Raw genomic sequence first — 21,550 nt, forward strand, 5'->3', positions numbered from 1 at the left:
CGACAACCCCGTCCGCATCCTCCCACCCGCCGCGCCTGTCACGGGCCCGCCGCACCGTCGCCGGACTGTCGCTGCTGCTCCTCGTCCTGTTCGCCGGTTTCCCCCACGGGCTCGCCGGAGCAGCGCTGTGGTGGTCTCTGGACTCCGGCCCGTTCGCCCGGTCCCCGCGCGACATACTCACCGAGGCGTCCCCGGTCGGGGCGGTCCGTGTCTTCGGTGACTACCCCGGGACCGACGCCACCAGCGCCGCCCGCGACACTGTCGACGCCCTGGAGGACGCCGGCGGCTTCGACCGGAGCTATCTCAGCATCGACCTGCCGACCGGCTCGGGGTGGGTCGACCCGGACCAGGTCGAGGCCATGGAGGACTGGGCCGACGGCGACATCGCCTCGGTGTCCGTGCGCTACTCCGCCGCCCCCTCCGCCGCGGTCCTGCTGCTGCAGCGCGACCTCGCCGAGGACTCGGCCGAAGCACTGATCAGGGAGGTCGCGGACCGGGTCGCCGCCTATCCTGCGGACGACCGGCCGCAGATCATCGTCCACGGCCAGAGTCTCGGGGCGACCGTCGGCACCGACATCCTCGCCGCCGACCCCGCCCTGGCGGACGCCGTCTCCGTCGCCCTGTGGCAGGGCCTTCCCGGTGGCGCCGATGATCCCGCGCCGGCTGACCGGTGCACCGTCTCCGAACTCAACGACGGTGACCCGGTCGGGAAACTCTCCCTGTCACTGCTCGCCGACCCGGTGGAGACCGTGAAGGTGCTGACCGACCTCCCCGGCTCCGAGCAGGGGCCGGTCGGTTCGGGGCACAGCTACGGTGGTGTCCTCCCGCCGGCGGAATGCATCAACTGATATCAGGCGAGGTCAGCTGACCACACCGACGGTCTCGGCGTCGTCCGTCATCCCTGCGACGGCCTCCTCACCCTGCACCCCGGCGAGCGTCCGCAGTCCCTCGGTCACCAGCTTCGACCAGGTGCCGACGGTCTGGCAGGCCTCCGGGGTCTGCGGGTAGCGCACGCGCAGCCGCATACCGTCACTGTTGAGGACGAACCAGGCCATCACCCCGTCGGTGCGGATCCACGCCGACACGTGCTGGGGCTGCGCCTCCGCCGGCAGCTGCACCGGGAGACGACGGTTGTCCAGCCACGACAGGGCGAACATCCCCGGAGTCGGCGGCATTCCGCCCCACGGACGCAGCAGTGGCTCCAGTGGGTGTGCACCCAGACTGATGGCGTCGGAGACCGCGGCGTCGCACTCCAACGGATCGGCCGAATCGCACTCCAGGACAGAGTTGGTGATGAACCAGCCGACCGAGTCCGCCCACTTCCGCCGATCCCCCTCCGGACCACGCCGGGAGTGCACCGGGAACACCGCGCGCAACGACCCGGCGTCCATCCGGTGGTTCACCCCGACCAGCACGCTGACCGCCAGGGGAAGCAGCCGGACGCCGGCGTCCTGCGCGGCCCGTTCCAGTGCGGCGACACCGTCGGTGTCCAGCACGTCGATGACCTCCACCACCTCGTCGCGGGGTGCGGAGACGTCACCGAGCGACAGCGGGAACCGCGGCATCAGCCCGTCCCCGTCCGCCATGATCCGGGCCCAGCGGTTCCGGACCTCCGTCGGGGCGGTCGGACGCAGCTCCAGGTCACGGGTGTGGTCGGCGAAGGACGGCACCGACTCCGGCATTTCCGGAGCGCCACCCTCGACGAGATCCACCCCTTCGTGCTCGCCGACCCCGAGAAAGGCGAGCATGTCGCGGGCCAGGACCAGCAGGGACCAGGCGTCCCCGTGGCTGTGGTCGAGACCGATGACGGCGGTGCGGGTGCCGTCAGCGTGGGTGGTGACGGTCAGCCGGTACGACGGGGTACCGAAGGGATCGCAGGCCACGTCGAAAAGCCCCCGCAGGACGCCCCGCGGGTCGGCGATGCCGTCACCGACCCGACGCCACTGGCCACCGGTGATGACGATGTCATGCGTCCTGATCAACCGTGGTGACCCGGGTGGAGCTGTCCTGGAGGCGGCGTCCTCCCGGAGAACCGTGCGTAGTGTCCCGTGCCGGTCGATGACCCTGCGCCAGGCGTCCCCGAGCCTCCCGAGCCCGACCGGCGGGACGGCGAAGGCCACCGCCAGCCAGGAGCCGGGCCGCGACCCGGCCCCGGCGTGCTTCGCCTGGTCGAAGGAGGCCGCGTGGCCGTCCGGGTGCGCGCCGGGCGCGGGGGCCACTGTGGTCTCGAACACGTGAACCTGTCCTGCAGAAATGTCCATACGGGCTACAGTTGTGAGTCTCATACCCCGCAATCTAGGCACGGGGGATTACAGCGGTATTTCCGGAAAGGGACAAACCATGAGCGCCAGTACGGGTGGCCCGACAGTCTCGACTGCTCCGACGGGAACTGTCGAAGCGGACGCCACTGCGGGGTACATCGAGGGTCTGGCGTACGACGCCTGGGGTCCCGCCTCCGGCATCCCGGTGGTCCAGCTGCACGGTCTGACCTCCAGCCGCGCCCGGGACGTGGTGCTCCACCTCGACCTCACCGCCGGTCAGGATGACCTGCGGGTGCTGCGGTATGACGCCCGGGGCCACGGCCACTCGCTCGGCGCCCGGATCCCCGCGCTGTACCACTGGACGTCCCTGGCGCGTGACCTGGGACGAATGATGCACTTCTTCGACGAGACCGACGACGACGGCACCACGGTCACCCCACCGGTCGCGGCCGTGGGCCAGTCGATGGGTGCGGCGACGATCCTCACCGCCGCAGCCTCGGACCCGGCGACCGCCCGTGAGCGGTTCTCCTGCCTGGTGCTCGGTATCCCGCCGACGGCCTGGGAACTGCGCGGCAACCGGGCCGGGATCTACGAGGCGAACGCCCGCTTCGTCGAGGAACACGGACTGGCAGCATTCGCGGAGACGACCCGTGCCGAGCCGGTGCCGCCCACCCGCGGTGCTGATGTGCCCTTCACCTGGCCGGATATCGACCAGTCACTGCTTCCCTCGGTGTACCGGGGTGCGGCCGGTAATGATCTGCCGCCCCGGGAAAGGATCGCCGAGCTGGGGAAGACCGGGATCCCGGTGTTCATCCTCGGCTGGGTGGAGGACAAGGGGCATCCGCTGGAGGTTCTCCATGAGCTGGCGGAGCTGCTGCCGACCGCGCAGACGACCATTGCGCACACCCCGGAGGACGTGGCGGCGTGGCCGGACCTGATCGGGGAGTTCATCCGCAGGCATGCGTGAGGTGTCCGGGCTTCTCTGCCTGGCCGAGCCGACGGCGTACACAATCATCACGGATCGGGCCTGTCGGTACAACGCAAGGACCTGAAACGTGATGATCGTGTACAGGCGCCCGGTTCACCCGACAAGGACACGTCTGGACATATGACGAAGGCCCCGCGACCGGACACTCTCCGGCGGCGGGGCCACTGTGGTGCGCCCGGATGCGACCCGGCCGGGTGGTTCCCACGAGCTTGACCACCCTGTCGGGTCGTTCCCGGAACCCGTACCTCCCCGGGTGGCATCTGACTCCGCTCAGCGGCATCCCTTCCTGTCGCCTCGACCATTCCGGACGACGTAGACAGCTGCCACCACGCAGAACGGGATGCCACCTCACCAGAACCCCACCCGAGATATCCGACGCCGGTTGCGACACTTCTTCACAGTCACGCGGCGCCGCGTCGTTCCCCGTATTCGCGCCCCCCTGCACCCTGCCCTTGTCCGGGAGCAGTGCCCTCATCCGGAAGTAGTGGCGGGAGGTCGGAAAACCCCGGTCCGGGTGACCTGCCGACACTATGTCCGTGCGTGACGTAGGCCCACCATCAACCCCGGTCCGTCCGACAAGGACATGTCTAGACATATGAAGAAGGCCCCGCGACCGGACACTGTCCGGCGGCGGGGCCACTGTGGTGCGCCCGGAGGGATTCGAACCCCCAACCTTCTGATCCGTAGTCAGATGCTCTATCCGTTGAGCTACGGGCGCTTACCTGCGCTGCCGATCTCCCGGCAACGAAGAGACAGCCTACACAGCTGCGGTAGATTCCACAAAAGGCCAGGCCATGGTTGTTAAACCGGCCGGCACCCGGGCGTCGCGCCAGCCATCCCACCGGCCACCCCGCCAGGCATCACCTCCGCCGTCACACCCGACGCCGGCCCGCCGTCAGTTGATCTTCCCGACCAACTTCAACGGGAGGATCCGTAGCAGCGGCCCCATGACCCGCCAGGGCCAGCCGGGGACGTACGCCTTCCGCCTGCGCTCCTCGATCGCCGCGAGCATGGACTTCACGCCCTTCTCCGTGGAGACCATCAGCGGCGGACGCTCCACCTTCCCGTCGTCCCCCTCCTTGCGCGTGGTCATCTCGGACTCGATGTAGCCGGGCAGGATCACGGTGACGTCGATCGGCGTCTTCGCCTGCAGGAGTTCGCTCTGCAGCCCCTCCCCCAGGTTCGCCACGAAAGCCTTCGTGGCACCGTAGGTGGCCATCGCCTTCCGGCTGCCGCGGACCGCCGAGACCGAGGACACGAGCACGAGGTGCCCGGCATTGCGCTCCCGGAAGACCTCCATCGCCGCCTCAGCCTGTGCCAGCGCACCGAGGACATTGGTCTGTGCGGTCTCCCGGTTGGCGTCCGGCTCCCCGGACCCGATCTCACGGCCCTTGCCCAGGCCGGCGTTGGCGACGATCCGGCCGAGCCCGCCGGCGTCGGCGTCCGCGGTACGGAACACCTCCCGCACGGCGTCCCCGTCGTTGACGTCCAGGGCGTAGGTGCGCACCGTGACAGAGGGGTGGGACGCGGTGATCTCGGTCGCCAGCTCATCAAGGCGGTCGGTACGCCGGGCACAGAGCGCGAGATCGCGGCCGAGGGCGGCGGACTGTCGGGCGAGTTCGGCACCGAGGCCGGAGCTCGCACCGGTGATCAGGGTGGTGAAGGAAACAGTGTCAGTCACAGCAGCGAACCTAACAAAAGAATCCCGTCCCGGCGGTCGTTTGCACGACCCCGGAACGGGATTCAAGAAAAGCGTGCGCCCGGAGGGATTCGAACCCCCAACCTTCTGATCCGTAGTCAGATGCTCTATCCGTTGAGCTACGGGCGCCCGCTGTTTCCAGCGACTTCAGTTTCCCCGGCACACCACCAGACGGAGTACGTCACACGATCCCGGGGTACACCACACACCCCGTATAACGGGACCGAGTCCATGTTGTCCGGAACTCACCACAAGATCCGGACGGCTTCTGACGCATCCTCACGAAAGCCGTGGGAAGCTGAAGTGGCGGAGACGAGAGGATTTGAACCTCCGGTCCTCTGTTAGGAAGACAACTCATTAGCAGTGAGTCCCATTCGGCCGCTCTGGCACGTCTCCACACCGTCGCTCGCGCGACGGCTCCCGTCACACTACATCAGCCCCCGCGGCACGACAAACCTGCACCGAGACTAGGCTGTTCCCCATGATCAGGCCTGCACTTTCCGCCCTCCCGTCCTATGCCCAGGGTTCCGATGACCCCCAGGGCCTGAAGCTCTCGAGCAACGAGATCACCCAGGGGCCGCTGCCCGGTGTCATCGAGGCCGCGGCCCATGCCCTGGCGGCCTCCAACCGCTACCCGGACATGGCCGCCACCGGGCTGCGCACCGCCATCGCGCAGTGGCACGGCATCGATTCCTCACTCCCCATCACCGCCGAGAACGTCGCCGTCGGTGCCGGCTCTTCCGCGCTGATCCAGCAGGCCGTCCTGGCGTGCTGCCGCGGTGGCGACGGGATCGACGGCAGCGCCCCCGACGAGGTCGTCTACCCGTGGCGCAGCTTCGAGGCCTACCCCATCTTCGCGCAGGTCGCCGGTGCCACCGCCGTGGAGGTTCCGCTGACCCCGGAACTGCGCAACGACCTGCCTGCACTTGCCGCAGCGGTCACCGGGCGCACCCGGCTGATCATCGTCTGCAACCCGAACAACCCGACCGCCACGACCGTCACCCGCAACGAACTCGAGGACTTCCTCGACGCCGTACCGCAGGACGTCCAGGTGCTCCTCGACGAGGCGTACTTCGAGTACGTCCGCAACGAGAAGTCCCCCGACGGTCTGTCACTGCTGGCCACCTACCCGAATCTCGCGGTGGCCCGCACGTTCTCCAAGGCCTACGGCCTGGCGGGCCTGCGTGTCGGCTACGTCATCGGACGCCCGGAGTTCATCGACGCCCTGAACAAGGTCTGCATCCCGTTCAGCAACAACGCGGTCGCCCAGGCCGCCGCGATCGCCAGCATCGACGCCCGGCGCGAGCTGCTGGCCCGCACCGACGAGACGGTGGTCCAGCGCCGTCGCGTCCTCAACCGGCTGCCGGAGTCGCTGCAGGGCCCGGCGGAGGCGAACTTCGTGTGGCTGCCGCTGGGCGACCGGTCCCGCGAGTTCGCCGACGCAATGGCCGAGCGGCACATCGTCGTCCGGTGCTTCGACGGTGACGGGGTGCGCATCACGATCACCGACGAAGCCGAGACGGATTCGCTGCTCACCGCGCTGGACGTGGTGGGTATCGACGACTTCGCACGGTAGAAACACCGGCGTAACCCGCGGGGCGGAGACTGCGGACATGAACACGCTGAACTCCTCACCCTTCTCCCCGCTGTTCGCGACCCGTCCCGCCGCCACCCCTGCCATCCATGATCTCGACGGTTTCAACACTGCTCCCGCCGACCAGCTGACCACGCTGCTGACGTTCATGACCGCCTGCCAGGAGCTTGCCCGCACCATCGTGGTGGGACGCCCCTATCTCCGTACCGGTGACGTCTTCACCGCGGCGTCCCGCTCCCTGCGTACGCTGCCGACGCCCCTGATCAAGGGGATCGTCGACGTCCACCGCCCGGTCGACCGCGTCCCGCTGATCGAGGACGCCGCCTCTGCCGGCACGCTCACCGGGGAACAGGTCAGCGACCTGCGTGAGGCCGCGCTGGGCTATGCGGCGGTGCAGGGACACCTCTACATCGCGGACCCGGCGGTGTGGGGTTCGGCGGAGGCTGTGGCGATGATCCCGGAGACCGTCCCGGACGCCGCACGACCGGTCACGGAGGTCTACGACCAGATGCTCGCCGACGTGGACGCCAGGACGCTCCTGCCACCGGCGAAGGCCTGGGAGGTCACCGTGGACCACCTGGAGGAGTCCAACCGGCTGAAGCTGGTGACCCTGCTCGGCACAGAAGACTGACAGGGGGCACTACCGTCCCCGTACCGGCTCAGTACCCGGCGCCCTCGAGGGTGCCGGGGATGTAGCCTGCCGCCGGATCGGTGACCACGCAGGTCACCGTACGGTCACCGGCCGCCCAACTCTCCTTGGAGGGGGCATAGGTGATGACGTCGAAGAGAGAGGAGTCGAAGGGGTACCCGATGTAGTCCTCGAAGGCCTCACCGGTGCACACCGCGGCGGTGAACTGCGACATCCGGGCGCCGGGGAAGAGCACCTGGTTGTCGAGGTCCTCCTGGGCGTAGACCTCGCCGACATGGGGGTCGTCGCAGTCGACGGTGACCACACCGGTGGTGGACGACGGAACAGTGCCGTCGATGCCCTCCGGGACTTCGGGGCCCGTCGCGGCGTCCGTGGCCGTCTCCCCGGCATCGTCCTCAGTGGTGTCGGAGCCCTCAGCTTCCTCGTCCGCCGGAGAATCAGCCTCGGCATCCTCGGCGTCGCCGTCCGCCTCAGACTCCCCGGGGGCCACCTCCCCGGCGGCCGCACCGAGATCGGCGACGCAGTCGCCCACCGACAGCCCCAGGGTCGCCGGATCGACGTCCGTCTCCGGGGCAGCGGTGGAGGCGTCCGCGTCCTCCGGGGTGGAACTGTCGTCGGAGGTGCAGGCGGTCAGCGTCAGGCCCGCCGCGGTCACCACAGCTGTGGCGGACAGCAGCGCCCGGGCGCCCGAGGAGGTCTTTCGCATGAGGGTGATAGTACCGACCCTCAGGGCTTCCACCACTGACGGGTGGGGACGCTGATGTAGCCCTCGTCGTCCGGCTTCACACCGAGCACCTGGTGCAGCTGGATCCTGTTGTGCTCGAAATGCCACTCGGAACCGGCCATGTACAGGCCGAACAGTCGGGCGGTCGGTTCACCGACGAGGTCCACGGCGTCCTCCCAGTTGGTGGCGAGCAGCTCGCACCAGTCGTGGAGGGTGCGCTGGTAGTTGGGACGCAGGTCCTCCTCGTGGACGACGTCGAAGCCGGCGTCCTGCATGATCGTGATGATCCTGCCGGAGCCGGTGAGCTCACCGTCGGGGAAGATGTACCGGTCGATGAACTGGCCGGTCTTCGTCTTCACGTTGTTGGGCCGGGTGATGCAGTGGTTGAGCATACGTCCGCCGGGACGCAGCTTCGAGAACAGGAACTCGAAGTAGGCCTCGTAGTTCGGCACACCGATGTGCTCGAGGATGCCGATCGCGCTCACCGCGTCGAACTTCGTCTCGGGGACGTCGCGGTAGTCGATGCAGCGCACCTCCGCGAGATCCTGGAGACCCTCCTCCTCGATCTTCGCCTTGCCCCACTCGTACTGCTCCTGGGACAGGGTCACACCGACGGCCTTCACACCGTGGCGTGCGGCGTAGCGGACCATGCCGCCCCAGCCGCAACCGACGTCGAGCAGCCGCTCGCCGGGCTTGAGCCCCAGCTTGTCGAACACCAGGCGGTGCTTGTTGTCCTGGGCGGCGGTGAGTGGCGCGTTCGCGTCCGCCCCCTTGGCCCAGTTCTCCGGGTTCCAGTCACCGGCCGGGCCGGGGATGTTGTCCAGGCCCTCGTCCTCGGGGTAGTAGGCGCAGGTGTAGGCCATCGAGTCGCCGAGGAAGAGCTCGTAGAAGTCGTTGCCGACGTCGTAGTGACGGCTGACGACCTCCTTGTCACGCTCCTTGGAGTGCCGGGACAGGCCCTCGAGCAGCGCGCGCTTCCAGCCGGGCAGGGTCTCCTGGACCGGGGCAGGCTGGAACCGGAAGACCTTGAGGCGCTTCAGGGTGCGCAGGATCTCGACCATCTCGGACGCCGAGGGGCGGTGGAACTGGTCGTAGAGGTGCTGCAGGTGGTCGAAGACCGCGATCGGGTGCCCGGGGTGCTCACCGGAGATCTTCAGACCACCGGTGATGTAGGCCCGCGCCAGGCCCAGGTCACCGGGGGCGGTGACGACATAGGCCAGGGCGTCCGGGGAGGTGATCTCCAGGCGCAGGTCAGCGTCCTCCGGACCGGCTGTGGAACCGTCGAAGGCGGTGACATGGAAGGGCATCGGCGGGGCGATGACCTTCTCGACGATCTGCCCCACGGTCAGTGGGGTGAAAGCGGCGCGGCTGCTGCTCATCTACGGCTCCTTGTCTTCCGGTGTCTTCTGGTGTCTTCCGGTGTCTTCCGGTGTCTTCTGGTCTTTTCTAGATGCTGGTGACGGTCTTCTCGTACAGCCCGGGGAAGCGTCCGTCCGGGTCGTACACCGCCTTGAGCTTCTGCGGCAGATCTCCGCCGTACAGGGCAGCGAACTCGTCCTCGGAGTAGAACGCCTCGGAGTACAGCGACTTGTGGCCGCCGAGACCGGCGACGACGCGCTCGATCTCCCGGTTGAAGGCACCGGGGCCGGCGTCGGCACCCATGAGGTCGGCGGGGACCGAGGACCAGAAGCCGACGTTGACCCAGGTATCCCCCGGGGTCAGCGGGTACAGCGGCCAGGGGCTGGTCGCCGCACCGTCGGTGTCGAGCACCTCGGTGCGCCCTGCCAGGGATCCGACGCCGTCGGCCAGCCGGATAGGGCACAGCCACACCGGTTCGATCTCGCAGTGGGTGAAGAACCAGGTGAGGTACTCCGGCAGGTTGTCCGGGGTGACCTCGATGTCCTGGACGACACGCTCACGCGGTGGTCGGCCGTTGCGGGCCTCGATCCGGTCGGCGAGGTCGTACTTACGGTCCCAGCCGATGATCTTCCAGTAGAAGCTGGAACGCAGCAGATCACGCGGCCACAGGGTGCGGATCGTGGGGTTCTGGGTGCCGAAGGCACGGTTGCACCAGAACCAGTCGATGTCCCAGCGCCAGAGGTAGTCCCGGATCGTCAGGCGGTCATAGGAGATGCCCGTCGGGTGCTGCAGGGAGCGGTAGTAGATCCTGCCGTGGGTGTAGTCGCTGACCGGGCCCGGCTCGTCGGTCTGCCGGCCGAGGGTCAGGTAGGCCTCGTCGAGGGAGAAGACCACTCCGTCGAGGTAGTCGACCTGCTGGCCCTCGTACTCCCTGGTCTCGCTGATCTCGGCGAGTGACGCGGAAACGGACTCCACGTCATCGAAGCGGACGTGCCGCAGCTCGACGTAGGCGGGCACCTTCTCGCAGGTGATCTTCAACCGGACCGAGTAGCCGAGCGAACCGTAGGAGTTCGGGAAGCCACGGTAGAGGTCGGCGTTCTGCGTCGGCGAGCAGGTGACCACCTCGCCGGTGCCGGTGAGCACGTCCATCTCCAGGACGGCCTCGTGCGGCAGACCGTTGCGGAAACTGGTGGACTCCACTCCCATGCCGGTGACCGCGCCGCCGAGGGTGATGGTCTTCAGCTGCGGGACGACGGTCGGCACCAGGCCGAACGGCAGGAGGGTGTCCACCAGATCCTCGTAGGTGCACATGCCCTGGACGTCGGCGGTGTTGTTCACCGGATCGACGGCGATGACGGAGTGCAGCCCGGAGACGTCGAGGCCGGCCATGTCGCCGCTGCGCCCGCGGAAGAGGTTGGAGGTCTTCTTCGCCAGGCGGACGCGCTGACCGGCGGGCACGGCGGCGAAGCTGTCGGTGAGACGCTGGACGGCCTGTGCGTGCTCGAACCATCCGACCGGGGCGAGATCGCGCTGGTCGAGGCCATTTCCGATGTGGATGTGATCGGTCAGTTTACCGGCGATGCTGACTGCGGCGTCCTTCAGGCTCATGGAGAACCACTTTAGCCCTCCGGCGGGTGAGTCGCCGGTGAACCCCGGCACTGCAGCCGTCCCACCACCTACTCTGGGGGTCATGGTCGACCTCCCCTTCGCCGCAGGACGCCGCGACCTCGCCGACGCCCTGGCGTCCCGCGGCTGCGCGGTGGTCCAGGCCCCGCCCGGCACCGGCAAGACGACGCTGGCCCCGCAGTATGTGCTGGACCATGTGCGCGGCGCCGGGTTGGACGGTCGGGTCATCGTCACCCAGCCCCGCCGGGTGGCCGCACGATCCTCGGCCTCCCGCATCGCGGAACTGCGGGGAAGCCGGCTCGGTGACGAGATCGGCTACACCGTCCGTGGCGACCGGCAGGTGTCCGCGCACACCGACATTGAGACGGTGACGCCGGGCGTGCTGTTGCGCCGACTGCTCGACGACCCTGACCTGGACGGGGTCGCAGCGGTGGTCATCGACGAGATCCATGAGCGCCATCTCGAATCCGACCTGGTCTTCGGCATGCTCGCCCAGCTGCGGGAGTTGCGGGATGACCTGGTACTCGTCGCCATGTCCGCCACTCTCGACGCCGCCCGCTTCGCCACCCTGCTCGGCGGGGAGGAGGGGCCGGCACCTCTGGTGGACGTTCCCTCCCCTATCCACCCGCTGGACATCCGGTACGCCTCCGCCGCCGAGTCCATGGTCAACCGCGACCGACGTCACCGCTCGGCGGTCGAGGATCTGGTCACCGCCACCGTGCGCCGCGCACTGACGGAGACGGGTTCCGGCGATGTGCTCGCCTTCGTGCCCACCGTCCGTGGCACCGAGACGGTCGCCGCAGCGCTGTCCCGGGACGGGGTACCTGCCCATGCCCTCCACGGTCGGTTGAGCACCACCGAACAGGCGGGGATTGTCAGCGGGCACAGTGCTGACGCCGCTCGCCGCGTCATCGTCGCCACCGATGTGGCCGAATCCTCGCTGACGGTGCCCGGTGTGCGCGTGGTGGTGGACACCTGCCTGTCCCGCGTCTCCCGGCGCGACACCACCCGCGGCATGTCCGTGCTGGTCACCGAGACCGCCTCCCAGGCGTCGATGACCCAGCGTGCCGGGCGTGCCGGGCGTGAGGGCCCGGGCACGGTGTACCGCTGTCTCACCGCCGAGCAGTACGCCAAGGCCCCGGCCGCGTCCCCGCCTGCGGTGTTGACCAGTGATCTCACCGCCGCGATGCTCGATGTGGCGTGCTGGGGGTCACCCCGTGGCGCGGACCTGCCGCTGCCCGATGCCTTCCCCACCGCGGCGGCCGATGCCGCGGAGGATGCGCTGCGTGGCATCGGCGCAGTGGATTCCTCCGGCGAGGCCACCAGGGAAGGACGCCGCCTCGCCCGTATCCCCACCGATCCCCGGCTGGCCCGCGGTGGGCTGGTCGCCACAGCACGGGTGGACGCCGCCACGGTCGCCAAAGTCCTGGCCGTCCTCGACGGCGGTGTCGGGTCCCCCGACGACCTGCCGAGAAACCTCCCGTCGGCGAAGGATCCGGTGGTGTCCCGCTTCCGGCAGATCCTGCAGGACGCCGCGTCGTCCAGCTCGGGGAACGCCCACCCTGATCTCCGCGGCGCTGATGCCGTTGCCTACACCCTGGCCTGCGCCTTCCCCGGACTCATCGCCCACCGTGTCGCGTCCTCCGGCAACCGCTGGCTCACGGTTTCAGGGACGGGTGCGGTGTGGCGGGACGGTGCCGGCAGTGGTGCAGCGAGCACAGAATGGATCGCCGTAGCGGACATCGCCCGGGCGTCCACCCACTCCACCGACGGCACCGGTGCGGTGATCCGTGCTGCCGTCCCCCTGTCCGAGGACCTGGCCTTCGATGCCGCCGCCCCACTGCTGCGCGACGGGATGACCTGTACCTGGACACCCGGTGGCCCGACCGGGAAACTCAGTGCCCGCCGCGTGCGGGGTCTGGGAGCGGTGGAGTTGGCGTCCTCCCCGGTGTCGGTGAAGGATGTCAGCGCATCCGCGCGCGAGGACGCGGTGCGCGCCGGGCTGGCATCCCACGGGCTGGGAGCTCTGGAGTGGTCGAAGAACGCCGACGAACTGCGCCGACGGATCCAGTACCTGCATGACCAGGGCGTGGACGGGTATCCGGATGTGGCGGATGCCTCGCATGCCTACCGGCTGCTCGAATGTGTGGTGCCGGACCTGGTCACAGGACGGCGTCCTGATCTGGCGGGGCTGCTGCGCGGGCTGATCCCGTGGAACCACCCGATCGACGATGTCGCGCCGACATCCCTGGAACTTCCGGCGGGACGCACCGTGCATCTGCACTACCCTGAGGTCGACACGGGCGGTCCGGTGGTGGTGGCGACGAAGCTGCAGGACTGCTTTGGACTGCAGGCCTCCCCCGAGGTCGCCGGTCGCCGGATCCAGTTCCAGCTGCTCTCCCCCGCGCAGCGTCCCCTCGCGGTCACCGATGACCTGGCAAGTTTCTGGGCCGGGCCGTACCTGCAGGTCCGTTCAGAGATACGCGGGCGGTATCCGAAGCACCCCTGGCCGGAGAAGCCCTGATCCCCGTCGCGCCCGGGCCGCGGTGGGAGCTACTTCCTGCTGCCGGTGAGCTTGCCGACGATCCAGAGGAAGATCACCGCGCCGAGCAGACAGGTGAGGAAGCTGAAGATCCAGCCGCCACCGGCGACGTCCACGCCGAAGAGAGTGAGCAGCCAGCCACCGAGGAAACCACCGATGACACCGACGATGATGTTGAGCACCAGGCCCATCTCACTGTCACGGCCCATGATCTTGGAACCGATCCAGCCGGCGAGGCCGCCGATGATGACCCAGCCGACGAAGCCGAGGGCGGGGGTGGAGCCGGCGGCGAGGATGATTGTTGAAGTGTCCATGCCCCCTTCTTACATTGCCTCTGACCTGTGTGAAAGCCCCTTGTGGAAGTGAACGGGTTGCAGTTGCCTACAGGCTCCTGGGCTCTTGCTGTCGGAGTGACGGACCGATGCTGGACGATCGGGTACGGTTCCGGTCACCTCGTCGAGGGGACGGGGCGGAAGGTACGGAGGGGGAACTATGACACTGACAGCCCTGTCAGAAGATGCGGTACAGAACTGGCAACCCCCGATCCCGGCACGGGGATTCCTGGGCGTGATCGTCACCATGGCAGTCAACGGCAGTCAGCGGCAGTCAACACTGCCTTGGTCCGTGTCGGCGCCAGAACCCTGATCCCGGTGAACAGGAGTTGGGGTGGGCGCACCTGGACATTCTGGCCGTCAGGCCACCGGCTACACATTCGGAACGGGACTTCATCCAGCTCATGGCTCTTCATCGCCTGGGACGGGACAATGACAGCAGAGCACACGGAAGGATGCGGATGACCATGACGACCAGTTTCCCGAGGCCTGGCCTCGAAAGCCTGGATGCCAGTGGACTCCGGGTCCGCCGGGCAGCCGACAAGGCAGCTGTCTCCGCGGGCACCGGAACCGGCGACATCCTCCCCGGGTGGATCTACGGGTTGGCAGGCAAACCGGTTCCGGAGGGCGCCACCGATGAAGTGCAGCGCAACCCGGACCGTGACGGCTACGACTGGACCTGACCGGCACCCTTCCGGTTCTTCTCCACCGCGGTCGTTCCCCAGGCCAGGACGCCTGCCCCGATGATCCCGGTGAGCATGCTGAGGTACATCCCGTTGCCCACGGCGTCCACCCCGAACAACGTGATGATCCAGCCACCGATGACTGCGCCGACCAGCCCGGCGAGCGCCGCGGTCACATAGGCCCGGCGCGTCTGGTCCTCCGGAGTCTCTTTGCGGGATACCGCGACGAGCATCACCGCGAGCACTCCGACGGTGAGCCCGATGAGAATCCAGGCGACGAAACTGAGGGGTGGGGCAGAACCTAGTGCGAGCACTGTTGTTTCCATGCCCTCATTAGTAGTCGAGTTCGGCTGTGTTCACCGTGGGTTTCGTGAGGAACCGGCAGGAACCGGCAGGAACCGGCAGGAACCGGCAGGAACCGGCAGGAACAGGCCGGAACGGGTATGAACTTGTACCGAAACCTGCATGAAACGCGGCGGTGCAATACTCTGACCGGTCAGAGGTGGTCAGTCGGACGCTATACGGCCCGGACGGGACAGACGTCCCGCCCGGGCGCCCGGACCCAGGTGTCCCGACCACCGCGAGTCACCAGGAGATCCACCCGTGACGACCGCACACACAACTGCACAGACTGCACAGACTTCACCCACCGCACATACCGCGACGCTGACCGTCAACGGAGTGCCTCTCCGGACAGACGTCACCGGCACCGGCCCCACCGGCAGCACCGTTCACACCAACGCCCTGGACACCCTGCGCGACCACGGCCTCACCGGCTGCAAGGAGGGCTGCGCCGAAGGCGAGTGCGGTGCCTGCGCCGTCATGGTCGCCCGACCCGACGGCCGCCCCGGTTCCACCACCGGCGAGCACACCCGCTGGGTGCCGGTGAACGCCTGCCTGATCCCCGCGGCCGCCCTCGACGGCCAGGAGATCATCACCGCCGAAGGACTGGGAACCACCACCGACCTGCACCCGGTGCAGGAGGAGATGGCCCGCGCCGGCGGTTCACAGTGCGGTTACTGCACGCCCGGCTTCATCTGCTCGATGGCCGCCGAGTACTACCGCCCGGAGTCTGAACGACCCTTCGACCTGCACTCCCTGTCCGGCAACCTGTGCCGCTGCACCGGCTACCGCCCCATCCGGGACGCTGCACTCGCGCTCGGCACCCCGGACACCGCACCGGACATGGGCGCCGCACACCACGCCGCCGTACCCGTCGATCCCGTCGCCGCCCGACGCGACCGGCCGGCCCCGGCGCCGGCTCACACGGACCTGACCTCGGTCACGCCGACGGGCGCCAGTGCCCGCTTCCGGCGTCCGGCCTGCCTGGACGAGGCGGTCCGGATACTCCGCGACGAGCCGGGGGCGACCGTCGTCGCCGGGTCCACCGACCACGGCGTCCTCGTGAACATCCGCGGTGACCGTCCGGAGAACGTGCTGGCCGTGGACCGGCTGCCGGAGCTGCGCGGCATCACCTGGGCCGACGACCACCTGGAGATCGGCGCGGCACAGACCCTCACCGAGATCGAGCGGTCGGTGGGCCACGCCGTGCCGCTGCTCGGGAAGCTGCTGCCGCAGTTCGCGTCGCGCCTGATCCGCAACAGCGCCACACTCGGCGGCAACCTCGGTACCGGGTCCCCCATCGGCGACACTCCCCCGGCGTTGCTCGCCCTGGAGGCGTCTCTGGTGCTCGCCTCCGCCGACGGCGAACGGGAGGTGCCGCTCACGGACTACTTCACCGGTTACCGGCAGTCGGTGCGCCGGGCTGACGAGCTCATCGCCGCGATCCGGATCCCGACACCGCTGGCTCCCCTGACGGCGTTCCACAAGATCGCGAAACGTCGTTTCGACGACATCTCCTCGGTCGCCGTCGGCTACGCGGTCACGGTCACCGACGGTATGGTGACCAAGGCCCGGATCGGGTTGGGCGGTGTCGCCGCGACCCCGCTGCGCGCCTACGCCACCGAGAAACTGCTGGAAGGCAGCCCGTGGACCGCGGAGACGGTCGCCGCGGCCGCCGCGGTGCTGCGCGCCGAGGGCACCCCGATGTCGGACCACCGTGCCAGTTCCGCGTACCGTTCGGCGATGCTCGGGACGTCACTGGAACGATTCTTCGCCGAGTCCCCGTCGGCCGGCCAGTCAGTGGAGGCAGTCCGATGAGCCGGCTGTCGCAGCGTCCCGCCGACCCGGTGGTCGGCGAATCCCATGCCCACGAGTCCGCCGCCGGGCACGTCACCGGCACTGCCCTGTACACTGATGACCTGGTCAACCGCTATCCCGGCATCCTCCACGCGTATCCGGTGCAGTCGCCGCACGCCCATGCCCGCGTCCTCGACCTGCGGGTGGACGCCGCCTACGCGATCCCCGGCGTGGTGCGCGTCCTCACCTCGGCCGATGTGCCCGGGGTGAACGACGCCGGCACGAAGCACGATGAACCGCTGTTCCCCGACGCCGACGGCGGAGAGGTCATGTTCGTCGGCCATGCCGTGTGCTGGGTCCTCGGCGAGACCCTCGAGGCCGCCCGACTCGGTGCCACGGCAGTCGAGGTCGACTACGAGGAGCTGCCCGCCGTACTGACTCTCACCGACGCGATCGTCCGGGAGAGTTTCCACGGCGCACAGCCGACCATGTTGCGTGGGGACGCCGCCTCCGCCCTGGCGACCGCGGCGACCGACCCCGGGCAGAACACCATGTCCGGCACCTTCGAGTTCTCCGGCCAGGAGCATTTCTACCTGGAGACCCAGGCGTCCATCGCGCAGATCGACGAGGCCGGGCAGGTGTTCATCCAGTGCTCCACCCAGCACCCGAGTGAGACCCAGGACATCGTCAGCCATGTCCTCGGCGTCCCCGCGCACGAGATCACCGTGCAGTCACTGCGGATGGGCGGTGGCTTCGGCGGCAAGGAGATGCAGCCGCACGGCTACGCCGCCGTCGCTGCGATCGGCGCCACGCTCACCGGACGCCCGGTGCGGGTGCGGCTGACCCGTACCCAGGACATGACGATGACCGGCAAGCGCCACGGCTTCCACTCCGCCTGGACCGTCGGGTACACCGACGAGGGCCTGCTCACCGCCCTGGACGTCACACTCACCGCCGACGGAGGCTGGTCACTGGACCTGTCCGAACCGGTGCTGGCCCGGGCAATGTGCCACGTCGACAACGCCTACTGGATCCCCGACATCGCCGTGCACGGGCGGATCGCGCAGTGTCACCGCACCTCGCAGACCGCCTTCCGCGGGTTCGGCGGGCCGCAGGGCATGATCGTCATCGAGGACATCCTCGGACGCATCGCCCAGACCCTGGGCATCCCCGCCCGCGAGATCCGGCGGCGCAACTTCTACTCCGGGGACCAGCGCACCCCCTACGACATGCCGGTGCGTCACCCCGACCGGTTGGACGCCGCCTGGTCCCAGGTCATCGACCATGCCGAGGTGGAGCGCCGCGAGACGGAGATCGAGATGTTCAACGCCACGCACCCCGACCGGCGGCGTGCCCTGGCGATGACGCCGGTGAAGTTCGGCATCTCCTTCAACCTCACCGCCTTCAACCAGGGTGGTGCGCTGGTGCTGGTCTACAAGGACGGCTCCGTGCTCATCAACCACGGCGGTACAGAGATGGGGCAGGGCCTGCACACGAAGATGATGCAGGTCGCGGCGACGACTCTCGGTGTGCCGCTGTCGACGGTGCGCCTGGCGCCGACCCGGACCGACAAGGTGCCGAACACTTCGGCGACGGCGGCGAGTTCCGGCTCGGATCTCAACGGCGGGGCGGTGAAGGACGCCTGTGAGCAGATCATCGACCGGTTGCGGGTCGTCGCGGCGTCCCGTCTCGGTGTACCGCCGGCGGATGTGCGGTTTTCGCGCGGTATCGTCACCGCACTCGGCACCGACGGATCACTGACCTGGGAAGACCTCGTGAACACCGCGTACTTCCAGCGGGTGCAGCTCTCGGCGTCCGGGTTCTACCGCACCGAGGGCCTGCACTGGGACGCGTCGGTGATGCAGGGCGAGCCGTTCAAGTACTTCGCCTACGGTGTCGCCGCCGCAGAGGTCGAGGTCAGCCGGTTCGACGGCTCCTATGAACTGCGCCGGGTGGACATCGTCCACGATGTCGGAGACTCCCTGTCCCCGCTGATCGACCTCGGCCAGATCGAGGGCGGGTTCATCCAGGGCACGGGCTGGCTGACGCTGGAGGACCTGCGCTGGGATGACGGCAACCATGACGGCGACCGCGGGTCCGGACGCCTCACCACGGCCGGGGCGTCCACCTACAAGATCCCCTCACTGTCGGAGCTGCCTCCGGAGTTCCACGTGGAACTGCTGGACAAGGCGCACGAGGAGGGCGCGGTGTACGGCTCGAAAGCCGTCGGCGAGCCGCCGTTCATGCTGGCGTTCTCGGTGCGTGAGGCGCTGCGCCAGGCCGTCGCGGCATTCGGGTCCGGCGGTACCGGCGGGAACGTCGTCGTTGATCTGCCCTCCCCGGCCACGCCCGAAGCGGTGTACTGGGCGGTGGAGCGGGTGCGGGCCACTTCCGCTGATTCGGCTGCGGTCCCGTCATGAGCTGGATCGCGGACGCCGCGGACCTGCGCGCCCGCCGGATCCCGTCGGTACTGGTGACGCTGGTCGCCCGGCGCGGCCACGCACCCCGGGAGGCCGGGGCCAAGATGCTCGTCACCGCGTCCGAGGTCCTCGGATCCGTCGGCGGCGGCAACCTGGAGGCAGGGGCTGTCGACCGTGCGCGCGAGATCCTCGCTGCTGCCTCGGCAGGCGAGACGGCCGACCCGGAGTTCCTCGACTTCGCACTCAATGACCGCGTCCCCTACGACCACGGCCGCCAGTGCTGCGGCGGAGAGGTGACCGTGCTGCTCGAGCATCTGCCGGTGGTGCCGGCCGTTGCCGTCTTCGGCTGTGGCCACGTCGGCCTGGAGCTGGCCCGGATCCTGTCGCGGCAGGACGCCGAGCTCTGGTTCTGCGATTCCCGACCCGACCGGGTCCAAGCGGTCGCCGACGAAGTCGCCGCCGCAGCGTCAGTCTGTCCGGCGACGGTGCACACGGTGCACTCGATGCTCCCCGAATCGGTGGTCGAGGACCTGCCGGCGGGCACGCACGTGCTGGTGATGACCCACGACCACGGCGAGGACCTGCACCTGTGCGAGGCACTGTTGACGCGCCTGCGTGAGACCGACGACCTCGGGCCGGTCGGCATGATCGGATCCTCGGTGAAGTGGACACGGTTCCGGAAGAAGCTGGCGGACGCCGGATTCAGCTCGGACGAGATCGACCGGATCACCTGCCCGATCGGCCTTCCTGACCTCGGAGGACGCCACCCCGCGACCATCGCGGTGAGTGTCTCCGCCCAGCTGCTCCGGCGCCTGTAGCCGGACCAGTCAGTGCTCTGCGTTCTGCGACGGTGATTCGTGAGGCAGTGGCGTACATGGCGTACACGGCGTACACGGCGTACACAATCGTCACGGATCCAGGGATTCGGTACAACACAGAGGCCGAAAACGTGACGATCGTGTACGCGTGACAGGAGTTGCAGCTGGCCTACAGCTGCTCTGCCAGCCAGCTCTCCAGAACCTTCGCGTGGGTGTGGTCGGTGTCCTTACCGGCGAAGAGCAGGAGAACGTCGCCCTCAGCCAAGGCGTCCTTGAGCTGGGTGAGGGCATCGTCCAGTTCCCCGTCCCTGTACCGCTCATCGAGTTCAGCCCGGTACGCGTCCCCGAACTGCTCCCAATTCAGGGCATCGGCGTGGAACTCCCTGCGCAGCTCCGCCGAAGGGGTGAGCTCCTTCGGCCAGCCGGTCAGCGGCAGATCGGTCTTCTTCACGCCGCGCGGCCACAACCGGTCCACGAGGAAGGTCGCGGCGTCCCCGGCGCCCTCGTCCCTCACGTCGTAGGCGCGGGCGATACTCAGTGTTCCCATGCTTCCGAGGCTACGCCCGGGTCAGGGACTCCTCAGGGGTGTCCGGTGCGAAGGTGCTCACCGGCCGGGTCCCGCTGAGCAGCCCCGGCAGGCCGCCACGTTCCCGGCTGAAAAGCACCGCAGCTACCCCGACCAGCAGGAAGAGCAGATCGGCCGGAGCGGCCAATCCCAGCAGTTGCAGTCCGCCGATACCGGCCAGGAACCGCAGGACGCGCCGCATCCACGCCGGCAGACTGCGGCGTCCTGCCACCGGCCCGAACCTGATCTCGACCGCATGGTCACCGATGGTCCGCCCGGTGACCAGCACCACCAGCGCGGAAACCACCAGGGGAACGAGGAGGCTGACCTGCTCGGTGAGGTTCGCGTCCACGGTATCGACGTTCCTGCCGTCCACCACGATCTGCCAGATGTTCACCATCGCCGCGGAGCCGAAGGTCAGCAGTGCAACGACCAGGAGGTCGCACGCTGCGCCGACGGTCCGACGCCTGCGACTGACCTGCTCGCCCACTGTCGGGACGCCGGTATCGCCGGAGGTCGCGTCCTCCCCCGAATCAGCCCCGGAGCGGCGGACCAGCCGGCCGTGCAGCCAGGCGACGACAGCGGCCAGCACTGCGCCGATGACGGCGCCGGAGGTGTTCGCCAGCAGGTCATCGACGTCGAAGAAGCGGTAGGCACAGGAGTAGATCCCCCACACGCCGGTGTACTGCGTCGTCTCGATGAACAGGGAGACGGCGAATCCTGCCACCGCCGACCACAGGATTCCGCGTCCCCACAGCAGGCGCAGGATCAGCCCCAGCGGGACGAAGAAGACGACGTTGAGCGCGACCTGCAGCACCGCCGGATTGGTGAGCAGCGCGCGGGTCGATGAGGTGTTGTAGGCACGGATGTCGTCGACGAACTGCAGCGGCCTGGTCTGCGCTCCCCGGCACACGATGTCCGTGGGGTCCGGCAGCGGCAGCAGCGTGTAGGTCCACAGCGCCATGGCGTAGACGAGGAATCCCACCCAGAGCAGGGTGCGCGAGACGGTCAGCCGACCGTCCCGGCGGTAGTTGAGCCAGACGAAGGGGACGAACAGGACGACGGCCAGCGCGAGGCCGACGGCCACCGCGACGACCCCGGAGATGACATCATTTTCCATCGGGACGCAGTGTACCGGCGGCACGGCACCG

Annotated in this window: 18 protein-coding genes and 3 tRNA genes; 9 read left to right on the top strand and 12 right to left on the bottom strand. The window is 68.6% G+C overall.

What is annotated here, in order from left to right:
* Window positions 1-848 (top strand): alpha/beta-hydrolase family protein (locus Q0A27_RS07370; RefSeq protein ID WP_367273312.1); only part of this gene is annotated, 848 nt, incomplete at its 5' end.
* 12 nt (window positions 849-860) lie between these two features.
* On the opposite strand, the gene Q0A27_RS07375 is transcribed toward Q0A27_RS07370, so the two are convergent.
* Window positions 861-2,234 (bottom strand): hypothetical protein, encoded by a 1,374-nt coding sequence (locus Q0A27_RS07375; RefSeq protein ID WP_291474415.1) that lies wholly within the window; start codon window positions 2,232-2,234, stop codon window positions 861-863.
* Between the two features lie 106 nt (window positions 2,235-2,340).
* Between Q0A27_RS07375 and Q0A27_RS07380 the strand changes: the two genes are divergently transcribed.
* On the top strand, window positions 2,341-3,228 hold the full coding sequence (locus Q0A27_RS07380; protein WP_291474416.1) for an alpha/beta fold hydrolase: 888 nt from the start codon (window positions 2,341-2,343) through the stop codon (window positions 3,226-3,228).
* 663 nt (window positions 3,229-3,891) lie between these two features.
* Here Q0A27_RS07380 and Q0A27_RS07385 read toward each other — a convergent pair.
* From Q0A27_RS07385 to Q0A27_RS07400, 4 genes are all read right to left on the bottom strand, one after another.
* Window positions 3,892-3,967, bottom strand: a tRNA-Arg gene (locus tag Q0A27_RS07385).
* Window positions 3,968-4,144: 177 nt separating this feature from the next.
* A complete protein-coding gene (locus tag Q0A27_RS07390; RefSeq protein WP_291474417.1) occupies window positions 4,145-4,930 on the bottom strand; it encodes an SDR family oxidoreductase in 786 nt (261 codons plus the stop codon).
* Between the two features lie 74 nt (window positions 4,931-5,004).
* Window positions 5,005-5,077: transfer RNA gene (locus Q0A27_RS07395), tRNA-Arg, on the bottom strand.
* A gap of 175 nt (window positions 5,078-5,252) precedes the next feature.
* Window positions 5,253-5,344: transfer RNA gene (locus tag Q0A27_RS07400), tRNA-Ser, on the bottom strand.
* A gap of 85 nt (window positions 5,345-5,429) precedes the next feature.
* Between Q0A27_RS07400 and Q0A27_RS07405 the strand changes: the two genes are divergently transcribed.
* Both Q0A27_RS07405 and Q0A27_RS07410 read left to right on the top strand, forming a co-directional pair.
* Complete coding sequence (locus Q0A27_RS07405) at window positions 5,430-6,524, top strand: histidinol-phosphate transaminase (RefSeq protein WP_291474418.1); 1,095 nt, start codon at window positions 5,430-5,432, stop codon at window positions 6,522-6,524.
* 37 nt (window positions 6,525-6,561) lie between these two features.
* Window positions 6,562-7,173 carry a hypothetical protein gene (locus Q0A27_RS07410; RefSeq protein WP_291474419.1) on the top strand — a complete coding sequence of 204 codons (612 nt, stop codon included), beginning with the start codon at window positions 6,562-6,564 and terminating at the stop codon, window positions 7,171-7,173.
* Window positions 7,174-7,201: 28 nt separating this feature from the next.
* Here Q0A27_RS07410 and Q0A27_RS07415 read toward each other — a convergent pair whose 3' ends face one another.
* From Q0A27_RS07415 to Q0A27_RS07425, 3 genes are all read right to left on the bottom strand, one after another.
* Window positions 7,202-7,897 carry a septum formation family protein gene (locus tag Q0A27_RS07415; protein ID WP_291474420.1) on the bottom strand — a complete coding sequence of 232 codons (696 nt, stop codon included), beginning with the start codon at window positions 7,895-7,897 and terminating at the stop codon, window positions 7,202-7,204.
* 20 nt (window positions 7,898-7,917) lie between these two features.
* Window positions 7,918-9,294, bottom strand: a complete 1,377-nt coding sequence (locus Q0A27_RS07420) for a class I SAM-dependent methyltransferase (RefSeq protein ID WP_291474421.1) — start codon at window positions 9,292-9,294, stop codon at window positions 7,918-7,920.
* A 67-nt stretch (window positions 9,295-9,361) separates the two neighbouring features.
* Window positions 9,362-10,882, bottom strand: a complete 1,521-nt coding sequence (locus tag Q0A27_RS07425; RefSeq protein WP_291474422.1) for an FAD-binding oxidoreductase — start codon at window positions 10,880-10,882, stop codon at window positions 9,362-9,364.
* An 82-nt stretch (window positions 10,883-10,964) separates the two neighbouring features.
* On the opposite strand from Q0A27_RS07425, the gene Q0A27_RS07430 reads away from it, so the two are divergent.
* Entirely contained in the window at window positions 10,965-13,424 is a 2,460-nt protein-coding gene (locus tag Q0A27_RS07430; RefSeq protein WP_291474423.1) for an ATP-dependent helicase C-terminal domain-containing protein, read from the top strand.
* 29 nt (window positions 13,425-13,453) lie between these two features.
* Here Q0A27_RS07430 and Q0A27_RS07435 read toward each other — a convergent pair whose 3' ends face one another.
* The gene (locus Q0A27_RS07435) at window positions 13,454-13,756 is read right to left on the bottom strand and encodes a GlsB/YeaQ/YmgE family stress response membrane protein (protein ID WP_073883435.1); all 303 of its coding nucleotides are present in this window, start codon (window positions 13,754-13,756) and stop codon (window positions 13,454-13,456) included.
* 485 nt (window positions 13,757-14,241) lie between these two features.
* Here Q0A27_RS07435 and Q0A27_RS07440 point away from each other — a divergent pair, with 485 nt between their 5' ends.
* Window positions 14,242-14,457: a hypothetical protein gene (locus Q0A27_RS07440; protein ID WP_291474424.1), complete on the top strand. Its 216-nt coding sequence runs from the start codon at window positions 14,242-14,244 to the stop codon at window positions 14,455-14,457.
* On the opposite strand, the gene Q0A27_RS07445 is transcribed toward Q0A27_RS07440, so the two are convergent.
* Window positions 14,442-14,783: a GlsB/YeaQ/YmgE family stress response membrane protein gene (locus Q0A27_RS07445; protein WP_291474425.1), complete on the bottom strand. Its 342-nt coding sequence runs from the start codon at window positions 14,781-14,783 to the stop codon at window positions 14,442-14,444. The two genes, Q0A27_RS07440 and Q0A27_RS07445, sit on opposite strands and share 16 nt — an antisense overlap.
* A gap of 355 nt (window positions 14,784-15,138) precedes the next feature.
* Here Q0A27_RS07445 and Q0A27_RS07450 point away from each other — a divergent pair, with 355 nt between their 5' ends.
* From Q0A27_RS07450 to xdhC, 3 genes are read left to right on the top strand one after another with little or no spacing between them, the layout of a single operon-like run.
* Window positions 15,139-16,617, top strand: a complete 1,479-nt coding sequence (locus tag Q0A27_RS07450; protein ID WP_291474426.1) for an FAD binding domain-containing protein — start codon at window positions 15,139-15,141, stop codon at window positions 16,615-16,617.
* A complete protein-coding gene (gene xdhB / locus Q0A27_RS07455) occupies window positions 16,614-19,016 on the top strand; it encodes a xanthine dehydrogenase molybdopterin binding subunit (RefSeq protein ID WP_291474427.1) in 2,403 nt (800 codons plus the stop codon). The genes Q0A27_RS07450 and xdhB overlap by 4 nt, the downstream gene beginning before the upstream one ends.
* The gene (xdhC, locus tag Q0A27_RS07460; RefSeq protein ID WP_291474428.1) at window positions 19,013-19,834 is read left to right on the top strand and encodes a xanthine dehydrogenase accessory protein XdhC; all 822 of its coding nucleotides are present in this window, start codon (window positions 19,013-19,015) and stop codon (window positions 19,832-19,834) included. The genes xdhB and xdhC overlap by 4 nt, the downstream gene beginning before the upstream one ends.
* A gap of 169 nt (window positions 19,835-20,003) precedes the next feature.
* Here the strand turns inward: xdhC and Q0A27_RS07465 are convergent, their stop codons facing one another.
* Together Q0A27_RS07465 and Q0A27_RS07470 are read right to left on the bottom strand one after the other, a co-directional pair.
* The gene (locus tag Q0A27_RS07465) at window positions 20,004-20,381 is read right to left on the bottom strand and encodes a DUF488 domain-containing protein (protein WP_291474429.1); all 378 of its coding nucleotides are present in this window, start codon (window positions 20,379-20,381) and stop codon (window positions 20,004-20,006) included.
* A 10-nt stretch (window positions 20,382-20,391) separates the two neighbouring features.
* Window positions 20,392-21,519 carry a VanZ family protein gene (locus Q0A27_RS07470; RefSeq protein WP_291474430.1) on the bottom strand — a complete coding sequence of 376 codons (1,128 nt, stop codon included), beginning with the start codon at window positions 21,517-21,519 and terminating at the stop codon, window positions 20,392-20,394.
* Window positions 21,520-21,550: the final 31 nt, after the last annotated feature.

Origin of the sequence: Corynebacterium sp., assembly GCF_022712275.1 — a bacterium.
Classification (GTDB): Bacteria; Actinomycetota; Actinomycetes; order Mycobacteriales; family Mycobacteriaceae; genus Corynebacterium.